Below are 13,561 nucleotides of genomic sequence, written 5' to 3'. Positions count from 1 at the left end.
CGGTGCGTACCCACAATGCGCCCCACCCCGAACACTGGAGACATCGCCATGACCACCACCGCCGCCATGAACGCCGTGCCCGGCCGCCTGAACTTTTCGCAGACCGGCACCGTGGCGGCCCTGACCCACCGCCACTTCATCAACGGCGCCTGGGTGGAATCGGCCGACGGCCGCACCGTGCCCACGCTGGCCCCGGCCACCGGCCAGCTGATCGCCCACCTGGCCCGGGGCGGCCAGGCCGAGGTGGATGCCGCCGTGGCGGCCGCCCGCGCCGCACTGGATGGCCCATGGGGCCGCATGACGCCGACCGAACGCGGCCGCCTGCTGATGAAGCTCTCGGCCCGCATTGCCGAGGAAGCCGAACGCCTGGCCTGGATCGAGGCGCACGACACCGGCAAGCCGATCACCGTGGCGCGCAACGATCTGCAGGCCCTGGTGCGCTACTTCGAGTTCTATGGCGGTGCGGCCGACAAGATCCACGGCCACACCATTCCCTTCCTGGCCGGCTACGACGTCAAGCTGGTGCGTGAGCCGCACGGCGTGACCGGGCACATCATTCCCTGGAACTACCCCGCCCAGATGTTCGGCCGCACCCTGGCCCCGGCCCTGGCCATGGGCAATGCCACCGTGCTCAAGCCCTCGGAAGAGGCCTGCCTGAGCTGCCTGGAGGTGGCCCAGCTGGCGCACGAGGTGGGCTTCCCGCCGGGCAGCATCAACATCGTCACCGGCATCGGGCCGGAGGCCGGCGCGGCCCTTTCCGGTCACCGGGGCATCGACTTCGTCACCTTCACCGGTTCGCCCCAGGCCGGCGAGCTGGTGCAGGCCGCCGCCGCGAAGAACTATGTGCCGGTGGTGCTGGAGCTCGGTGGCAAGTCGCCCCAGGTGGTGTTTGCCGACGCCGACCTCGACAAGGCCGCCGCCACGGTGGTCAAGGCCATCACCCAGAACACCGGCCAGACCTGCTCGGCCGGCAGCCGGGTGCTGGTGCAGCGCCCCATCTTCGACAGCTTCATGGCCAAGGTGAACGCGGCCTTTCTGGCGCTGCGTGTGGGCACGCCGCAGCAGGACCCGGACCTGGGCCCGGTGATCAATGCCCGCCAGCGCGAACGGGTGCTGCGCTACATCCAGGAGAACCGCGAGGCCGGCGTGCCGGTCATGGCCAGCACGCCGCTGCCGGACAGCCTGCCGCGTGAAGGCCAGTTCGTGCCGCCCACCGTGTTCGGCCCGGTCGACCCGCAGTCGCGGCTGGCGCAGGAGGAGGTCTTCGGTCCGGTGCTGGCGGCCATTCCGTTCGACGACGAGGAGGATGCGGTGAGCATCGCCAACGGCACCGACTACGGCCTGGTAGCCAGCGTCTGGACGCGCGACGGCGACCGCCAGGCCCGCATGGCCAAACGCATCCGCAGCGGCCAGCTGTTCATCAACTGCTACGGCGCCGGCGGCGGCATCGAGCTGCCGTTTGGCGGCACCAAGCGCAGCGGCCACGGCCGCGAGAAGGGCTTCATCGCGCTGGAAGAGATGAGCACCGTCAAGACCGTCGTGCACCACCACGGCTGAACACCGGGAGACGCGATGAGCGCCCAACACCGCCCCAAGCCGCTGGACGGCATGCTGGTCGTGGCCCTGGAACAGGCCGTGGCCGCGCCCTGGTGCACCAGCCGGCTGGCCGATGCCGGTGCCCGGGTCATCAAGATCGAACGGCCCGAAGGGGACTTCGCGCGCGGCTACGACCGGGCGGTGCACGGCGAGTCGTCGTATTTCGTGTGGATCAACCGGGGCAAGGAATCGATCGCCCTGGACCTGAAACAGCCCGACGACCTGGCCCTGCTCGAGCGCATGCTGGTCCAGGCGGACGTGTTCATCCAGAACCTGGCACCCGGCGCCACGCAGCGGCTGGGCATCGGCTCGGACGCACTGCGCCAGCGCCACCCGCGCCTGGTCACCTGCGACATCAGCGGCTATGGCGACCACGGCAGCCTGCAGCTCATGAAGGCCTACGACCTGCTGATCCAGGCCGAGAGCGGGCTGATCTCCATCAGCGGCGCACCGGGCGAATGGGGCCGCATCGGCGTGTCGCTGTGCGACATCACCGCCGGCATGAACGCGCTCATCGGCATCCAGCAGGCGCTGTTCCAGCGCGACCGCACCGGGCGCGGATCGGGCATCCAGGTCTCGCTGTTCGACTCGGCGGCCGAGCTCATGGGGGTGCCCTACCTGCAGACCCGCCACGGCGGCAAGGCCCCCGAGCGCGTGGGCCTGAAGCACCCCACCATCGCGCCGTACGGGGCGTTCACCTGCGCCGATGGCCGCGACATCCTGGTCTCGATCCAGAACGAACGCGAATGGGCCGACTTCTGCCGCGAGGTGCTGCGCCGCCCCGATCTGCTGACCCACCCGCAGTTCGCCAGCAACGCGGTGCGGGTGGAGAACCGGCCGCTGGTGGACGGCACCGTGGCCGAGGTGTTTGCCGGCCTGACCTCGGCCGAGGTGATCGATCGCCTGACCACCGCGCGCACCGCCTTCGGCAGCGTGAACTCGGTGCAGGACCTGATCAGTCATCCGCAGCTGCGCACCCGCCGCATGAAGGTCAACGGCCATGTGGCCGAGGTGCCTGCCCTGCCCTGGATCACCGAGTGGGAGGACGACAGCTACCGCGAGATGCCGGCCATCGATGCCCAGGGCGAGGCATTGCGCCGCGAGTTCGCCGCACCCGGGCCGGCCGATAATCCGGCCCGCCATGACACGACTCCGCACCGAGCTTCAACGCCTGTTTGACCTGCCCGACGGCAGCCTCGGCCCGCACCAGGGCCGGGTGCGCTGCCTGTGGATCGAGCTTGCCCGCCCGGCCGACTGGGCACCGCTGCGCACGCTGTGGTCGGCGCTGCAGACCGAGCTGGAACTGCCGGCACCGGCCATTGCCGTCTCGGGCGACGGCGGTCTGCAGCTGTGGCTGTCGCTGGCGCAGCCGGTGCCGGCCGCCGAGGCGGCCGCCTTCCTCGATGCCCTGTGCAGCACCCACCTGCCCGGCCGGGCCGAGCTGAAGCCGGGCCGCCTGCGCTGCTGGCCCGACGCCGGCGGCCAACTGCCGCCCCCGGCCCGCGTGCCGGCGCCGGTCCGCACCGGTGAGGAGCCGCGCTGGTCGGCCTTCGTGACGCCCGACCTGCCGGCCGTCTTCGGCGGGGACGCCTGGCTCGACCTGCCTCCGGGCGACGATACGCAGGCCGACCTGCTCTCGCGCCTGACGCCGATCCCGCCGCAGGCCTGGGCAGCGGCGCAGGCGCGCCTGCAACCCCGGCCGGTGCCGGCCACGGTGCCGGCGGTATCGCCGCCCGCATCCCCCGCCGGACCCGCCACCACCCCCGTGGCCTTCCTGCGCTCGGTCCTGAACGATCCGCAGGCCCCGCTGGCGCTGCGGGTGGAGGCGGCCCGTGCGCTGCTGGCCGCCGGCCTTGGCGACACGGCCTGAACCGGCCCCCGGCCTATCATCGTTCCATGCTTTCACCCGAACAGTTCTTCGGCTTCCTGCTGGCGGCCGTGCTCATCACCGCCTCGCCCGGCCCCGACAACCTCATGGTGCTGAGCACCGGCATGGCGCGCGGCCGGCGCCACGGCATCGCCTTCGGCCTGGGCTGCGCCGCCGGCTGCCTGAGCCACACGGCACTGGCGCTGGCCGGGGTGAGTGCGCTGGTGGCCGCATCGCCCGCCGCCTTCACCGCGCTGCGCTGGGCCGGTGGCCTGTACCTGGTGTGGCTGGGCGTGCAGGCGCTGCGTCATGCCGGCCAGAGCGGCCTGGGCAGCGCCAGCGCCGGCAGCGAGACACCCGGCCGGCTGTTCGCCAGGGGGCTGGTGGCCAATGCCATCAACCCCAAGGTGGTGCTGTTCTTCCTGTCCTTCCTGCCGCAGTTCGTGCAGCCGGCCCAGGGCGGCGTGGGCCTGCAGATCGGCCTGCTGGGCCTGCTGTTCACGCTGCAGGCCGCCGTGCTGTTCGGCCTGCTGGGCTTTTTTGCCGGCAGCGTGGGGGCATGGCTGCAGCGCCGGCCCGGCGCCGGCCTGTGGCTGGACCGGGTGGCCGGCGCGCTGTTCGTGGGGCTGGGCCTGCGGCTGATCCTCTCACGCTGAGCGCGCCCGCTCGCGCAGCGCGAACTTCTGGATCTTGCCGGTGGCGGTGGTGGGCAGCGGCCCGAACACCACCTTGCGCGGCACCTTGTAATGGGCCAGGTGCTCGCGGCACCACTGGATGATCTCGGCCTCGGTGGCCTGCATGTCGGGCTTGAGCTGCACGAAGGCGCAGGGTGTCTCGCCCCATTTCTCGTCCGGCCTGGCCACCACCGCCGCCAGCTGGGTGGCCGGGTGCCGGTACAGCGCGATCTCCACCTCCACGCTGGAGATGTTCTCGCCGCCGGAGATGATGATGTCCTTCTTGCGGTCCTTGATCTCGATGTAGTGGTCGGCATGCCAGACCGCCAGGTCGCCGGTGTGCATCCAGCCACCCTGGAAGGCGTCAGTGGTGGCGGCCTCGTCGTCCAGGTAACCCAGCATCACGGTGTTGGAGCGGATCAGGATCTCGCCGACGCTCTGGCCGTCCTGCGGCATGGCCTCGCAGGTGTCGGGGTGGCCCACCCGCTGCGCCTCCACCACCGGGTAGCGCACGCCCTGGCGGGCCATGAAATTCGCCCGCTCCTCCAGCGGCAGCCCGGCCCAGCCGGCCTGCACCGCCGCGTAGGTGCTGGGCCCCTGCAGCTCGGTCATGCCGTAGATCTGCAGCACCTGGAATCCGATCTCCTCCATGGCCTTGATGACCTTGGCCGGCGGCGGCGAGCCGCCGGTCTGGATGTGCACCGTGTGCCGGTAGGTGCGGCTCTGTGCCGCCGGGGAGGCGGTCAGCATCGACAGCACCGTGGGCGCGCCGCACATGTGGGTCACGCCGTGCTCGCCGATGAGCCGGAAGATGAGCTCGGGGTCGACCGCGCGCAGGCAGACCTGGGTGCCGCCCATGGCCACCGTGCTCCAGGCAAAGCACCAGCCGTTGCAGTGGAACAGCGGCAGCGTCCAGAGGTAGACCGGGTGCAGCGGCAACGGCCAGGCCGAGATGTTGCCCATGGCCTCCAGGAAGGTGCCCCGGTGGTGGTAGACCACGCCCTTGGGCCGGCCGGTGGTGCCGGAGGTGTAGTTCAGTGCGATGGGCGCGTATTCGTCGGCCGGCGGCGTCCAGGCAAAGGCCGGATCGCCTTCGGCCAGAAAGTCCTCGTACAGGCACTGGCCGATCCGCTCGCCCGGGCCCTGGTAGAGCACATCGTCGTGGTCGATCACCCGCACCGCGTGCTGTGTGCGCTGCAGCGCAGTGGCCACCACCGGTGCGAACTGTCGGTCCACCACCAGCACCCGGGCCTGCGAGTGGGTCAGGATGTAGGCCACGGTGTCGGGATCGAGCCGGGTGTTGATGGTGCACAGCACCGCACCGGCCATGGGCACACCGAAGTGCGCGTCGATCATGGCCGGCACATTGGGCAGCATGACCGCCACCACGTCGCCGGCCTGCACGCCCTGCCGCTGCAGGGCCGAGGCCAGGCGGCAGGCGCGCTGGTGCAGTTCGGCATAGCGGATGCGCTGCTCCCCGTGCACCACGGCCACGCGGTCGGCAAAGATCTCGGCCGAGCGCTGCAGGAAGCCCACCGGCGTGAGCGGCACCCGGTTGTGCGGCCCGGGCACCAGGCGGCTCCAGCGGTCGCCGGGGGCGGACGTGGAAGGGGTGGATGACGGGCCTGCGCTCATGACTCCTCCTGCGGATGACGGCAAAAGGTCAGTGTCGGCGCGGGCGGCCGGGCCGTCCATGGGAAGAAACGCGGGGGGGTGCCCCGGGCCCGGTCAGGCGTGTCCGGTCTCGCGGTAGCGGCGGCGGCGGGCCTCGTCCATCACCGCATTGAAGGTGACCGGTGCCAGCATGGTGGTCACCACGCCCATGAGCACCAGCACCGAGAACATCTCGCGGCCGATGAAGCCGCGTTCGAACGCGATGCTGGCCACCACCAGCTCCATGGCGCCGCGCCCGTTGAGGATGAAGCCCAGGCCCAGGGCCTCGCGGCCCGACATGCCGATCAGGCGTCCGCCCCACCAGCCGGCCAGCACCTTCGACGCAATGGCGGCACCCAGCACCGCCGCCACGAAGCCCAGATCGGTCAGCGCCTCCACATGGAACTCCAGCCCCAGGTAGGCAAAGAACACCGGCGCCAGAAAACCGCCGGTGATGGAGCCCAGGGTGCGCTTGAGGTCCTCGTAGCGCGCAGCCACGAAGTGGCGCTGGTCGAGCAGCAGCGCGCCGAAGAAGGCCCCGATCACGAAGTGGAAACCCAGCCCTTCGCTGAGCGAGCCGAAGGCCAGCACGAACACCACCACGATGCCGAACAGCGCCTCGGGACCGAACAGCGCGGCCAGCTTCTCCGGCCCGGCCGACACATTGATGCCCCGCTTCTCCAGCCAGCCGAGCAGCAGGTTCAGGCCCACCACCGCCGACACCAGCACCAGCAGCTTGACCATCACCACCGAGCCGGTGGAGAGCACCTGCTCCCAGGTGGTCTGTTCGGGCAGGGCCAGCAGGATGCCCAGGATGAACAGAGCCATCACGTCGTTGATGATGGCGGTGGAGATCGCGTAGCTGCCGATCGGCGTGTCGAGCATGCCCAGCTCGTCGAGCATCTTCACCGCCACCGGCAGCGCGGTGATGGAGATGCACAGCCCCAGGAAGATGGTGCGCATCAGGTCCAGGTCGAAGGCCCAGGCCACCAGCACCCCGGACCCGAAGGGCAGCGCGAATGCGATCAGCGCCACCACCAGCCCCCGGCCGCGCATGGCCCGGGCAATCTCGTGGAAGCTCATCTCCAGGCCGGCGGCCAGGATCACCAGAAAGATGGCCAGCGACGCGATGCCGGACAACGCGGCGCTGGGTGCCACCAGGCCCAGCACCGAGGGCCCGAGCAGGATGCCGGCCAGCATCTCGCCCACGATGGCCGGCTGGCCCCAGCGCGCAAACAGGTGGCCCAGCACGCGGGCCAGGACGATCAGGACAAGGAGGCTGGTGAGGATCTGCATGAACCGCTCAGTGTGCCCCAGCCGTGCCGCGCTGCAGCCAGTCGATGAAGGCGGCCACCTCGGGCCGCAGGCGGTCGCGGCTGCGGCGGTGCAGGAAGTGCATGGGCCGCGCCAGGTGCTGGTGGCGCTTGCCGCCCCAGACCTTGAGCTCGCCATTGCGCAGTTCGCGTTCGGCCAGGCGGGCACTCTCCAGCGCCACGCCCATGCCGTCCACCGCCGCCGAAATCGCCAGCGCGGCCCGGTCGAAGGACAGCTTGGCGGTCTGGGTCGGTGGCCAGCCATTGAGGGTGAACCACTCGGCCCAGGTGACATCGCTGAGCTGCGACTCGATCAGGGTGAGCGAGGCCAGCGCCGGCGGCTTGCGGGCGTCGGGCATGAGGGACGGCGCGATCAGCGGGACGATGGACTCCTCGCCGAGGTCGCTCACCTCGATGCCCGGAGACCGGCGCGCACGGCCGTAGGCGATCCACAGGTCGATCTCGCGGGCAGCGCCCAGGTCCACCGGGTCGGAGCCGGTGGTCAGCCGGATGCTGATGTCGGGGTGCCGGCGGCGGAAGTCGGCCAGGCGCGGCCCGAGCCACTTGACGGCAAAGCTGGGCGCACAGTGCAGCGACAGCACCTGCTCGCCATCGGGCAGGGCCACCTCGCGGCAGGCCATGTCCAGCGCATCGAACAGCCGGTGCAGCTGGTCGAACAGGCGCTGTCCGCTGGCGGTGAGCTCGATGCGGCGGTGGTGGCGCTCGAACAGGTCGCGCCCGAAATGGGCCTCGAGGTGGCGGATCTGATGGCTGACCGCCGAGGGCGTGATGTGCAGCTCGTCGGCCGCCAGCATGAAGCTGCGGTGGCGGGCCACGGCCTCGAAGGTCCGCAGCTGCATGAGGTGGGGCAAGCGACGCATCACGGGCAGTGTAGCGGCGCCCCCCGCGCCGCTGCGTGACGGATCCGGCCTCAGTCGAACAGGTCGGGCTCGGTGCGCACCAGGTCGTTCCAGAGGGTCTGGAAGTGCAGCCAGCCGATGTACTCGCTGCCCACATGCTCGCGGCTGTAGCGGGCCCGGTCGGCCGGCACCAGGCGGGGCGTGGCGCCGGTGGCCATCACCGCCAGCTGCTGCTGGCAGCAGCGCTCCAGCGCGATGAACCAGAAGGCCGCCGCCTCGATGCTGTGGCGGCTGGCGGTGAACAGGCCGTGGTTCTGGTGGATGGCGGCCTTCACGCCCTTGAACCAGTCGGCCACCTTCAGGCCGGCCTTGACCTCCACCGCCACCTGGCCAGCCTCGTCGCCGATGACCACATGGTCTTCAAAGAAGGCGGCAGCGTCCTGCGAGATGGGCTCCAGCGGCTTGCCCAGCGACGCAAAGGCCGTGCCGTACACCGTGTGGGCATGGCACATGGCCACGATGTCGGGGTGCGCCTCGTGCACCGCCGCGTGCAGCACGAAGCCGGCGCGGTTGACCGCATGCCGGCCCTCCACCACCTGGCCCTGGCGGTCCACCAGGATCAGGTTCGACACCCTGACCTGCGCGAAGTGCACCGCCATCGGGTTGGTCCAGTACAGGTGCGGATGCTCCGGATCGCGGATGGTCAGGTGCCCGGCGAAGCCGTAGTCGAACCCCTGGCGCGCAAAGGCCCGGCAGGCGCCCACCAGCCGCTCCTTGAGGTACTGGCGGGTGCGGGCCACATCGTCGAACTCGGGAATTCCGGGGAAGATCAGGCCGGGCTGGTCCGGCTGGTAGATGGACACCTTCGGATGGACCAGCGGGTCGTGAAGGTATTCCTTCTGGCCGAGGGCTTCGAGTTTTTCCAGCAGGGCGGACATGTTTGGTCTCCGGGGGTGGTTCTGTGCGCCGGATGATGCGCCCTGCCTCGCCTGCTGACAAACGATCGATTCTCCAATTGAGCTGAAATCAGCTCATGCGAAACAGCGGCTGCCCTGCCTTCACCCGCCCCCCCTCACCCACGCCCGGCTCCGGATCGAACCCCGGCGGCAGCAACAGGATGATGGTCGAGCCGTGCTCGAACCAGCCCATCTCCTGGCCCTTGGCCAGGCTGGCTGTGCGCTCGATCCGGTGCGGCCCGGGCCAGCGCAGGTGCAGCGTCACATCCAGCCAGTGAAGCCGGATGCTGGCCACCAGCACGGCGGCCACCGGCACCAGCACCAGCGGGGCATCGGCCAGCCAGGGCAGGCGGCATTCGATGACCGCGCGTTCGTTGCGGCAGAACAGCCGCTCGACCCGCTTGAGCGCGATCGGGTTGACGTTCCAGGTGTCGCCGCTGAGGTAGGTGACCCGCTCGGCCACCAGATCCTGCGGCGCATGGAAGCGGTGGTACATGCTCGAGGTGAGCCGCAACGTGAGGTAGCGGCCCCCCTGCATGCGCCGGGCCAGTTCGGGCGAGCGCAGCAGCTCGGACAGCGGATACGGCGACCCCTTGGCCTGCAGCACCTGGGTGCCGTCGATGCGGCCCTGCGCGCCGACGATGCCGTCGCTCGGGCTGCACAGCACCGCCGGATCGGGATCGAAGGGACGCAGACCGGGCTTGAGTTCGCGGGTGAAGCAGGCCTGCAGGCTCTCGAAGCGGGTCTGCCGGGCTTCGCTGAGGTCCAGGTCGGTGAACAGCCGCCACACCGCGATCGACGCCCGGGTCAGCGCCGGGCTGCGGATGCGGCTGAACCAGCCCATGAACCGGGTGGCCGCAATGCGGGGTATGCGGTTGGTCAGCAGGAAGTTGAGGTCTTCGTTCAGCAGCAGCCGATCGCGCCAGCGGGCCAGGTTCATGGTTCTGTCAAAGCGGTGGACTACAACTCTGGCATCCCCACTTTGCAGGCTTGTGTCAGATGAACCTGGGCCGACTCTCTCCCGCCGACCAGCTGCTCGCCGCGCTGCCCCTGATCGGGCCGCGCCTGCTGCTCTCGCGGGCCAAGCACCGTTCCCTGGCCGGTCATTCGCGCATGGCCAAGCGGCTGGCGCGCTGGATCCCCGGCTACAGCCACCAGGGCGACGCCTTCTTTGCCGCCGACGGCGCGGCCCCGGCCACCGTGGCCCGTCGCCGGGCCGGCTTTGCCGAACTCGCCCAGCAGCTGCAGACCCTGGCCCCGCGCAGCCTGGCCGCCACCCAAGAAGCCCGCTCCGGCCTGCCGGACCTGCAGCTCACCAGCCAGTACCGGGTGCCCTACCCGTTCAGCGACATGGTCAAGGCCCACCTGCCGGTGCCCTCGTTCTGGGCCCGGGCGCAGGGCACCGGCCTGATCGATCTGGACGGCAACCGGTTCTTCGACCTCACCGGCTCCTACGGCGTGAACCTGTTCGGGGTCGACTTCTACCGGCAGACCATGGCCGAGGGCGCCGGACTCGGCGATGCGCTCGGGCCGGTACTGGGCGGCTACCACCCCTGCGTGCTGGACAACCTGCGGCGGCTGCAGGCGATATCCGGGCAGGACGCGGTGTCCTTCCACATGTCCGGCACCGAGGCGGTGATGCAGGCGGTGCGCCTGGCGCGCTACCACACCGGCCGGCGCAAGCTGGTGCGCTTCTGCGGGGCCTATCACGGCTGGTGGGACGACGTGCAGCCCGGTCCCGGCAATCCGATGCCGCCGGGCCACGTGTACACCCTGCGCGACATGGACGAGCGCAGCCTGCAGGTGCTGCGCCGCCGGCGCGACATCGCCTGCGTGCTGGTCAATCCGATCCAGGCCATGCACCCCAACCGCAATGCCCCCGGCGACACGGCGCTGGTCACCGGCCGGCACCACTCCGCCGTGTCCCGCGAGGCCTACGCCCGCTGGCTGCAGCGGCTGCGCGAGGTCTGCACCGAGCGCGGCATCGCCCTCATCTTCGACGAGGTGTTCCTGGGCTTCCGGCTGGCCCCGGGCGGTGCGCAGGCGTACTACGGCGTGAAGGCCGACCTGGTCACCTACGGCAAGACGCTGGGCGGCGGCTTCCCGGTGGGGGTGGTGTGCGGCGCCTCGCGCTGGATGCAGCGTTACCGCAGCGAACGCCCGGCCGACCTGTGCTTTGCGCGCGGCACCTTCAATGCCCACCCGCATGTGATGGGCGCCATGAACGCCTTCCTGCGCCGCCTCGACACCCCCGAGGTGCAGGCCCTGTACGACGGCATGGACGAGCGCTGGCAGGCCGAGCGCGAGCGCTTCAACCAGGCCCTGACCGAGGCCGGCGTGCCGGTGCGGCTGGACGGGCTGAGCACGGTGTGGACGGTGAACTTCCTGAGTCCGTCGCGCTACCACTGGATGCTGCAGTTCTACCTGCGCCGCCAGCGGCTGGCACTGAGCTGGGTGGGCAGCGGGCGGCTGGTGTTCGGCCTGCAGTACACGGCGGCCGAGCTGAGCGCGGTGCGCCAGGCCTTTGTGCAGGCCTGCCGCGACATGCAGCAGGACGGCTGGTGGGATGCGGTGCCCCATGCCGGTCCCTCGCTGCGCCGGCGCATCGCCGGCGAGATCTGGGACGCCCTGCGGCGCTGAGCCGCCGGGATCGCCTGGATCGGCTCAGGCGCGCCGGGCCCCAGGCTCCAGCCACTCGCCGCGCAGCAGGTGCAGCGGCGCCCGCCAGTACAGCCGGATGTCGTGGAACGGGTCGGTGACGATCTTGCAGGCCCACACCAGCCCGGTGCGCAGGTTCTGCGTGGCCCACAGCTGCAGCACCCGCAGCACCAGGCCACCCACGCCCAGCCACAGCCACAGCCAGCCGAGCTGGTGCAGGAAGCCGGCGATGTCGGCGTGCGGCTCGAACACCCCCCACAGGCCGGGCTGAATCCACAGCAGCAGCGGTGTGCCGGCCCAGGCCAGCATCAGCGCCACCTTGCGGCGCAGGTTGTAGCCCACCTTGACGGCTTCCTTGTACGCGTGGGTGACCTGGTTGATCTCGTCGAAGCCGCGCGGCTCGAAAAAGAAATGTCCGGCCTGGCGGCTGACCATGGACACGGTCCAGGCCAGCAGCGCGGCCCAGGCCGGGTTCACCAGCAGCAGGCCGTAGGCCACCAGAAAGCTGATGGCGCTGAGCAGGTGCAGGCTCTGGTTGATGCGGCTGTGGTGGTAGTAGCGGTGGTCGTCCCAGCGCTGGTCGGCGAGTTCCTGAAAGAAGGGCTTCACGGTCGGTGCACTCCATGCAACAAGGGTGCGACGGATGCTGGCCACCCGGCGTGTCAGCACGTTGACGGAGCGGTGCATCTGCCGTGACAGCGGCGGTGTCCTGTCATGCCGTTGTTACGGCGCTGACGCAACATGCCCGCATGAACATGCCCACCGCACCGGACGACCTGCTGATCGAACACCTGCCGGTGGCCCGGCCCAGCCTGCGGGTGGCGGTGGTGACCGAGACCTATCCACCGGAGGTCAACGGGGTGGCGCTCACGCTGCAGCAGCTGGTGCAGCGGCTGCAGGCGCGCAACCACCAGATCCGGCTGGTGCGACCCCGCCAGCCGGCCCACGACGGGCCCCGCGATGCAGCGGGCCCGCTGGCACGGCCCGAGCTGCTGGTGCGCAGCCTGCCGGTGCCGCGGTACCCGCAGCTGCGCATGGGTCTGCCCATGAAGCGGGCCCTGGTGCAGGACTGGAGCCGCCAGCGGCCCGATCTGGTGCATGTGGCCACGGAAGGCCCGCTGGGCTGGTCGGCGGTGCAGGCGGCCCGCAAGCTGCGGCTGCCGGTCAGCACCGACTTCCGCACCAACTTCCATGCCTACACGCAGCACTACGGCATGGGCTGGCTGCGCAAGCCGATGGCCGCCTACCTGCGCCGCTTCCACAACCTGGCCGACTGCACCATGGTGCCCTCGGCCGACCTGCAGGCCGAACTGGCGGCCCTGGGCTTCGAGCGCCTGCTGCGGGTGGGCCGGGGCATCGACACCACTCGCTTCGACCCGGCACGGCGCAGCCCGGCGCTGCGGGCGTCCTGGGGGGTGGCCGACGACCAGCCGGTGCTGCTGTGGGTGGGCCGGCTGGCACGCGAGAAGAACCCCGAACTGTTCATCCGCTGCTGGACCGCCATGCGCATGGCCCGACCCGATCTGCGTCTGGTCGTGGTGGGCGACGGGCCGGCCCGCGAGCTGCTGGCCCAGGCCTGCCCGCAGGCCATCATGGCCGGAGCGCGCCATGGCGACGACCTGGCCATCCACTACGCCAGCGCCGATCTGTTCGTCTTTCCCAGCGTGACCGAGACCTACGGCAACGTCACGCCCGAGGCCCTGGCCAGCGGGCTGGCGGTGCTGGCCTTTGCCTATGCAGCGGCGGCCGAGCTGATCCACCACGGCGACAACGGCCTGAGCGTGGCCCGGGGGGACGATGCGGCCTTCCTCGATCAGGCGGTCCGGCTGGTGCGGGAGCCAGGTCTGGCGGCGTCGCTGCGGCAGCAGGCGCGCCACACCACCCTGGGCATCGGCTGGGATGCAGTGACGGGCCAGGTGGAGGACCTGTGGCAGGCCCTGGTCGCCCAGGGCACACCCCGTTGGCCGGCGGTGTGAGTCGCAGG

Annotated in this window: 12 protein-coding genes; 6 read left to right on the top strand and 6 right to left on the bottom strand. The window is 70.7% G+C overall.

All coding sequences use genetic code 11. From position 1 onward, the window contains the following. The first annotated feature begins 48 nt into the window (after positions 1 to 48). The 4 genes from CAP38_RS07375 to CAP38_RS07360 are packed head-to-tail and all read left to right on the top strand — an operon-like array spanning position 49 to position 4,119. Entirely contained in the window at positions 49 to 1,557 is a 1,509-nt protein-coding gene (locus tag CAP38_RS07375; protein WP_256924346.1) for an aldehyde dehydrogenase family protein, read from the top strand. A gap of 15 nt (positions 1,558 to 1,572) precedes the next feature. Further along, positions 1,573 to 2,775 (top strand): CaiB/BaiF CoA-transferase family protein, encoded by a 1,203-nt coding sequence (locus CAP38_RS07370; RefSeq protein WP_086120493.1) that lies wholly within the window; start codon positions 1,573 to 1,575, stop codon positions 2,773 to 2,775. Further along, positions 2,738 to 3,466, top strand: coding sequence for a hypothetical protein (locus tag CAP38_RS07365; protein ID WP_086120491.1), 729 nt, complete (start codon positions 2,738 to 2,740; stop codon positions 3,464 to 3,466). Before CAP38_RS07370 ends, CAP38_RS07365 begins: the two co-directional genes overlap by 38 nt. Positions 3,467 to 3,492: 26 nt before the next feature. After that, complete coding sequence (locus tag CAP38_RS07360; RefSeq protein WP_086120489.1) at positions 3,493 to 4,119, top strand: LysE family translocator; 627 nt, start codon at positions 3,493 to 3,495, stop codon at positions 4,117 to 4,119. Here CAP38_RS07360 and CAP38_RS07355 read toward each other — a convergent pair. The 5 genes from CAP38_RS07355 to asd all read right to left on the bottom strand — a co-directional run bounded on the left by CAP38_RS07355 (position 4,111) and on the right by asd (position 9,859). After that, entirely contained in the window at positions 4,111 to 5,772 is a 1,662-nt protein-coding gene (locus tag CAP38_RS07355; RefSeq protein WP_086120487.1) for a long-chain-fatty-acid--CoA ligase, read from the bottom strand. The two genes, CAP38_RS07360 and CAP38_RS07355, sit on opposite strands and share 9 nt — an antisense overlap. Positions 5,773 to 5,865: 93 nt before the next feature. Next, entirely contained in the window at positions 5,866 to 7,086 is a 1,221-nt protein-coding gene (locus tag CAP38_RS07350) for a cation:proton antiporter (protein ID WP_086120485.1), read from the bottom strand. Between the two features lie 7 nt (positions 7,087 to 7,093). Then, complete coding sequence (locus CAP38_RS07345) at positions 7,094 to 7,984, bottom strand: LysR substrate-binding domain-containing protein (protein WP_086120483.1); 891 nt, start codon at positions 7,982 to 7,984, stop codon at positions 7,094 to 7,096. A gap of 50 nt (positions 7,985 to 8,034) precedes the next feature. Further along, positions 8,035 to 8,901: a class II aldolase/adducin family protein gene (locus tag CAP38_RS07340; protein ID WP_086120481.1), complete on the bottom strand. Its 867-nt coding sequence runs from the start codon at positions 8,899 to 8,901 to the stop codon at positions 8,035 to 8,037. Between the two features lie 88 nt (positions 8,902 to 8,989). Continuing rightward, a complete protein-coding gene (gene asd, locus CAP38_RS07335; RefSeq protein WP_086120479.1) occupies positions 8,990 to 9,859 on the bottom strand; it encodes an archaetidylserine decarboxylase in 870 nt (289 codons plus the stop codon). A gap of 59 nt (positions 9,860 to 9,918) precedes the next feature. Here asd and CAP38_RS07330 point away from each other — a divergent pair, with 59 nt between their 5' ends. After that, positions 9,919 to 11,559, top strand: coding sequence for an aminotransferase class III-fold pyridoxal phosphate-dependent enzyme (locus tag CAP38_RS07330; RefSeq protein ID WP_086120477.1), 1,641 nt, complete (start codon positions 9,919 to 9,921; stop codon positions 11,557 to 11,559). A 24-nt stretch (positions 11,560 to 11,583) separates the two neighbouring features. On the opposite strand, the gene CAP38_RS07325 is transcribed toward CAP38_RS07330, so the two are convergent. Then, entirely contained in the window at positions 11,584 to 12,186 is a 603-nt protein-coding gene (locus tag CAP38_RS07325) for a hypothetical protein (RefSeq protein ID WP_086121089.1), read from the bottom strand. Positions 12,187 to 12,326: 140 nt separating this feature from the next. On the opposite strand from CAP38_RS07325, the gene CAP38_RS07320 reads away from it, so the two are divergent. Then, the gene (locus tag CAP38_RS07320) at positions 12,327 to 13,553 is read left to right on the top strand and encodes a glycosyltransferase family 1 protein (protein ID WP_256924344.1); all 1,227 of its coding nucleotides are present in this window, start codon (positions 12,327 to 12,329) and stop codon (positions 13,551 to 13,553) included. The last annotated feature ends 8 nt before the right edge of the window (positions 13,554 to 13,561 follow it).

The sequence above is a fragment of the Hydrogenophaga sp. IBVHS2 genome (assembly GCF_002127215.1).
Classification (GTDB): Bacteria; Pseudomonadota; Gammaproteobacteria; order Burkholderiales; family Burkholderiaceae_C; genus Hydrogenophaga.
The sequence above is the reverse complement of the archived record's forward strand: the minus strand, read 5'-3'. Positions and strand labels throughout refer to the sequence as shown.

Excerpts from the sequence above, each read along its gene's own strand:
- CAP38_RS07340 (WP_086120481.1), bottom strand. The coding sequence starts at position 8,901 with ATGTCCGCCCTGCTGGAAAAACTCGAAGCCCTCGGCCAGAAGGAATAC.
- asd (WP_086120479.1), bottom strand. The coding sequence starts at position 9,859 with ATGAACCTGGCCCGCTGGCGCGATCGGCTGCTGCTGAACGAAGACCTC.
- CAP38_RS07330 (WP_086120477.1), top strand. The coding sequence starts at position 9,919 with ATGAACCTGGGCCGACTCTCTCCCGCCGACCAGCTGCTCGCCGCGCTG.
- CAP38_RS07370 (WP_086120493.1), top strand. The coding sequence starts at position 1,573 with ATGAGCGCCCAACACCGCCCCAAGCCGCTGGACGGCATGCTGGTCGTG.
- CAP38_RS07375 (WP_256924346.1), top strand. The coding sequence starts at position 49 with ATGACCACCACCGCCGCCATGAACGCCGTGCCCGGCCGCCTGAACTTT.
- CAP38_RS07320 (WP_256924344.1), top strand. The coding sequence starts at position 12,327 with ATGAACATGCCCACCGCACCGGACGACCTGCTGATCGAACACCTGCCG.
- CAP38_RS07345 (WP_086120483.1), bottom strand. The coding sequence starts at position 7,984 with ATGCGTCGCTTGCCCCACCTCATGCAGCTGCGGACCTTCGAGGCCGTG.
- CAP38_RS07350 (WP_086120485.1), bottom strand. The coding sequence starts at position 7,086 with ATGCAGATCCTCACCAGCCTCCTTGTCCTGATCGTCCTGGCCCGCGTG.
- CAP38_RS07365 (WP_086120491.1), top strand. The coding sequence starts at position 2,738 with ATGACACGACTCCGCACCGAGCTTCAACGCCTGTTTGACCTGCCCGAC.
- CAP38_RS07355 (WP_086120487.1), bottom strand. The coding sequence starts at position 5,772 with ATGAGCGCAGGCCCGTCATCCACCCCTTCCACGTCCGCCCCCGGCGAC.
- CAP38_RS07360 (WP_086120489.1), top strand. The coding sequence starts at position 3,493 with ATGCTTTCACCCGAACAGTTCTTCGGCTTCCTGCTGGCGGCCGTGCTC.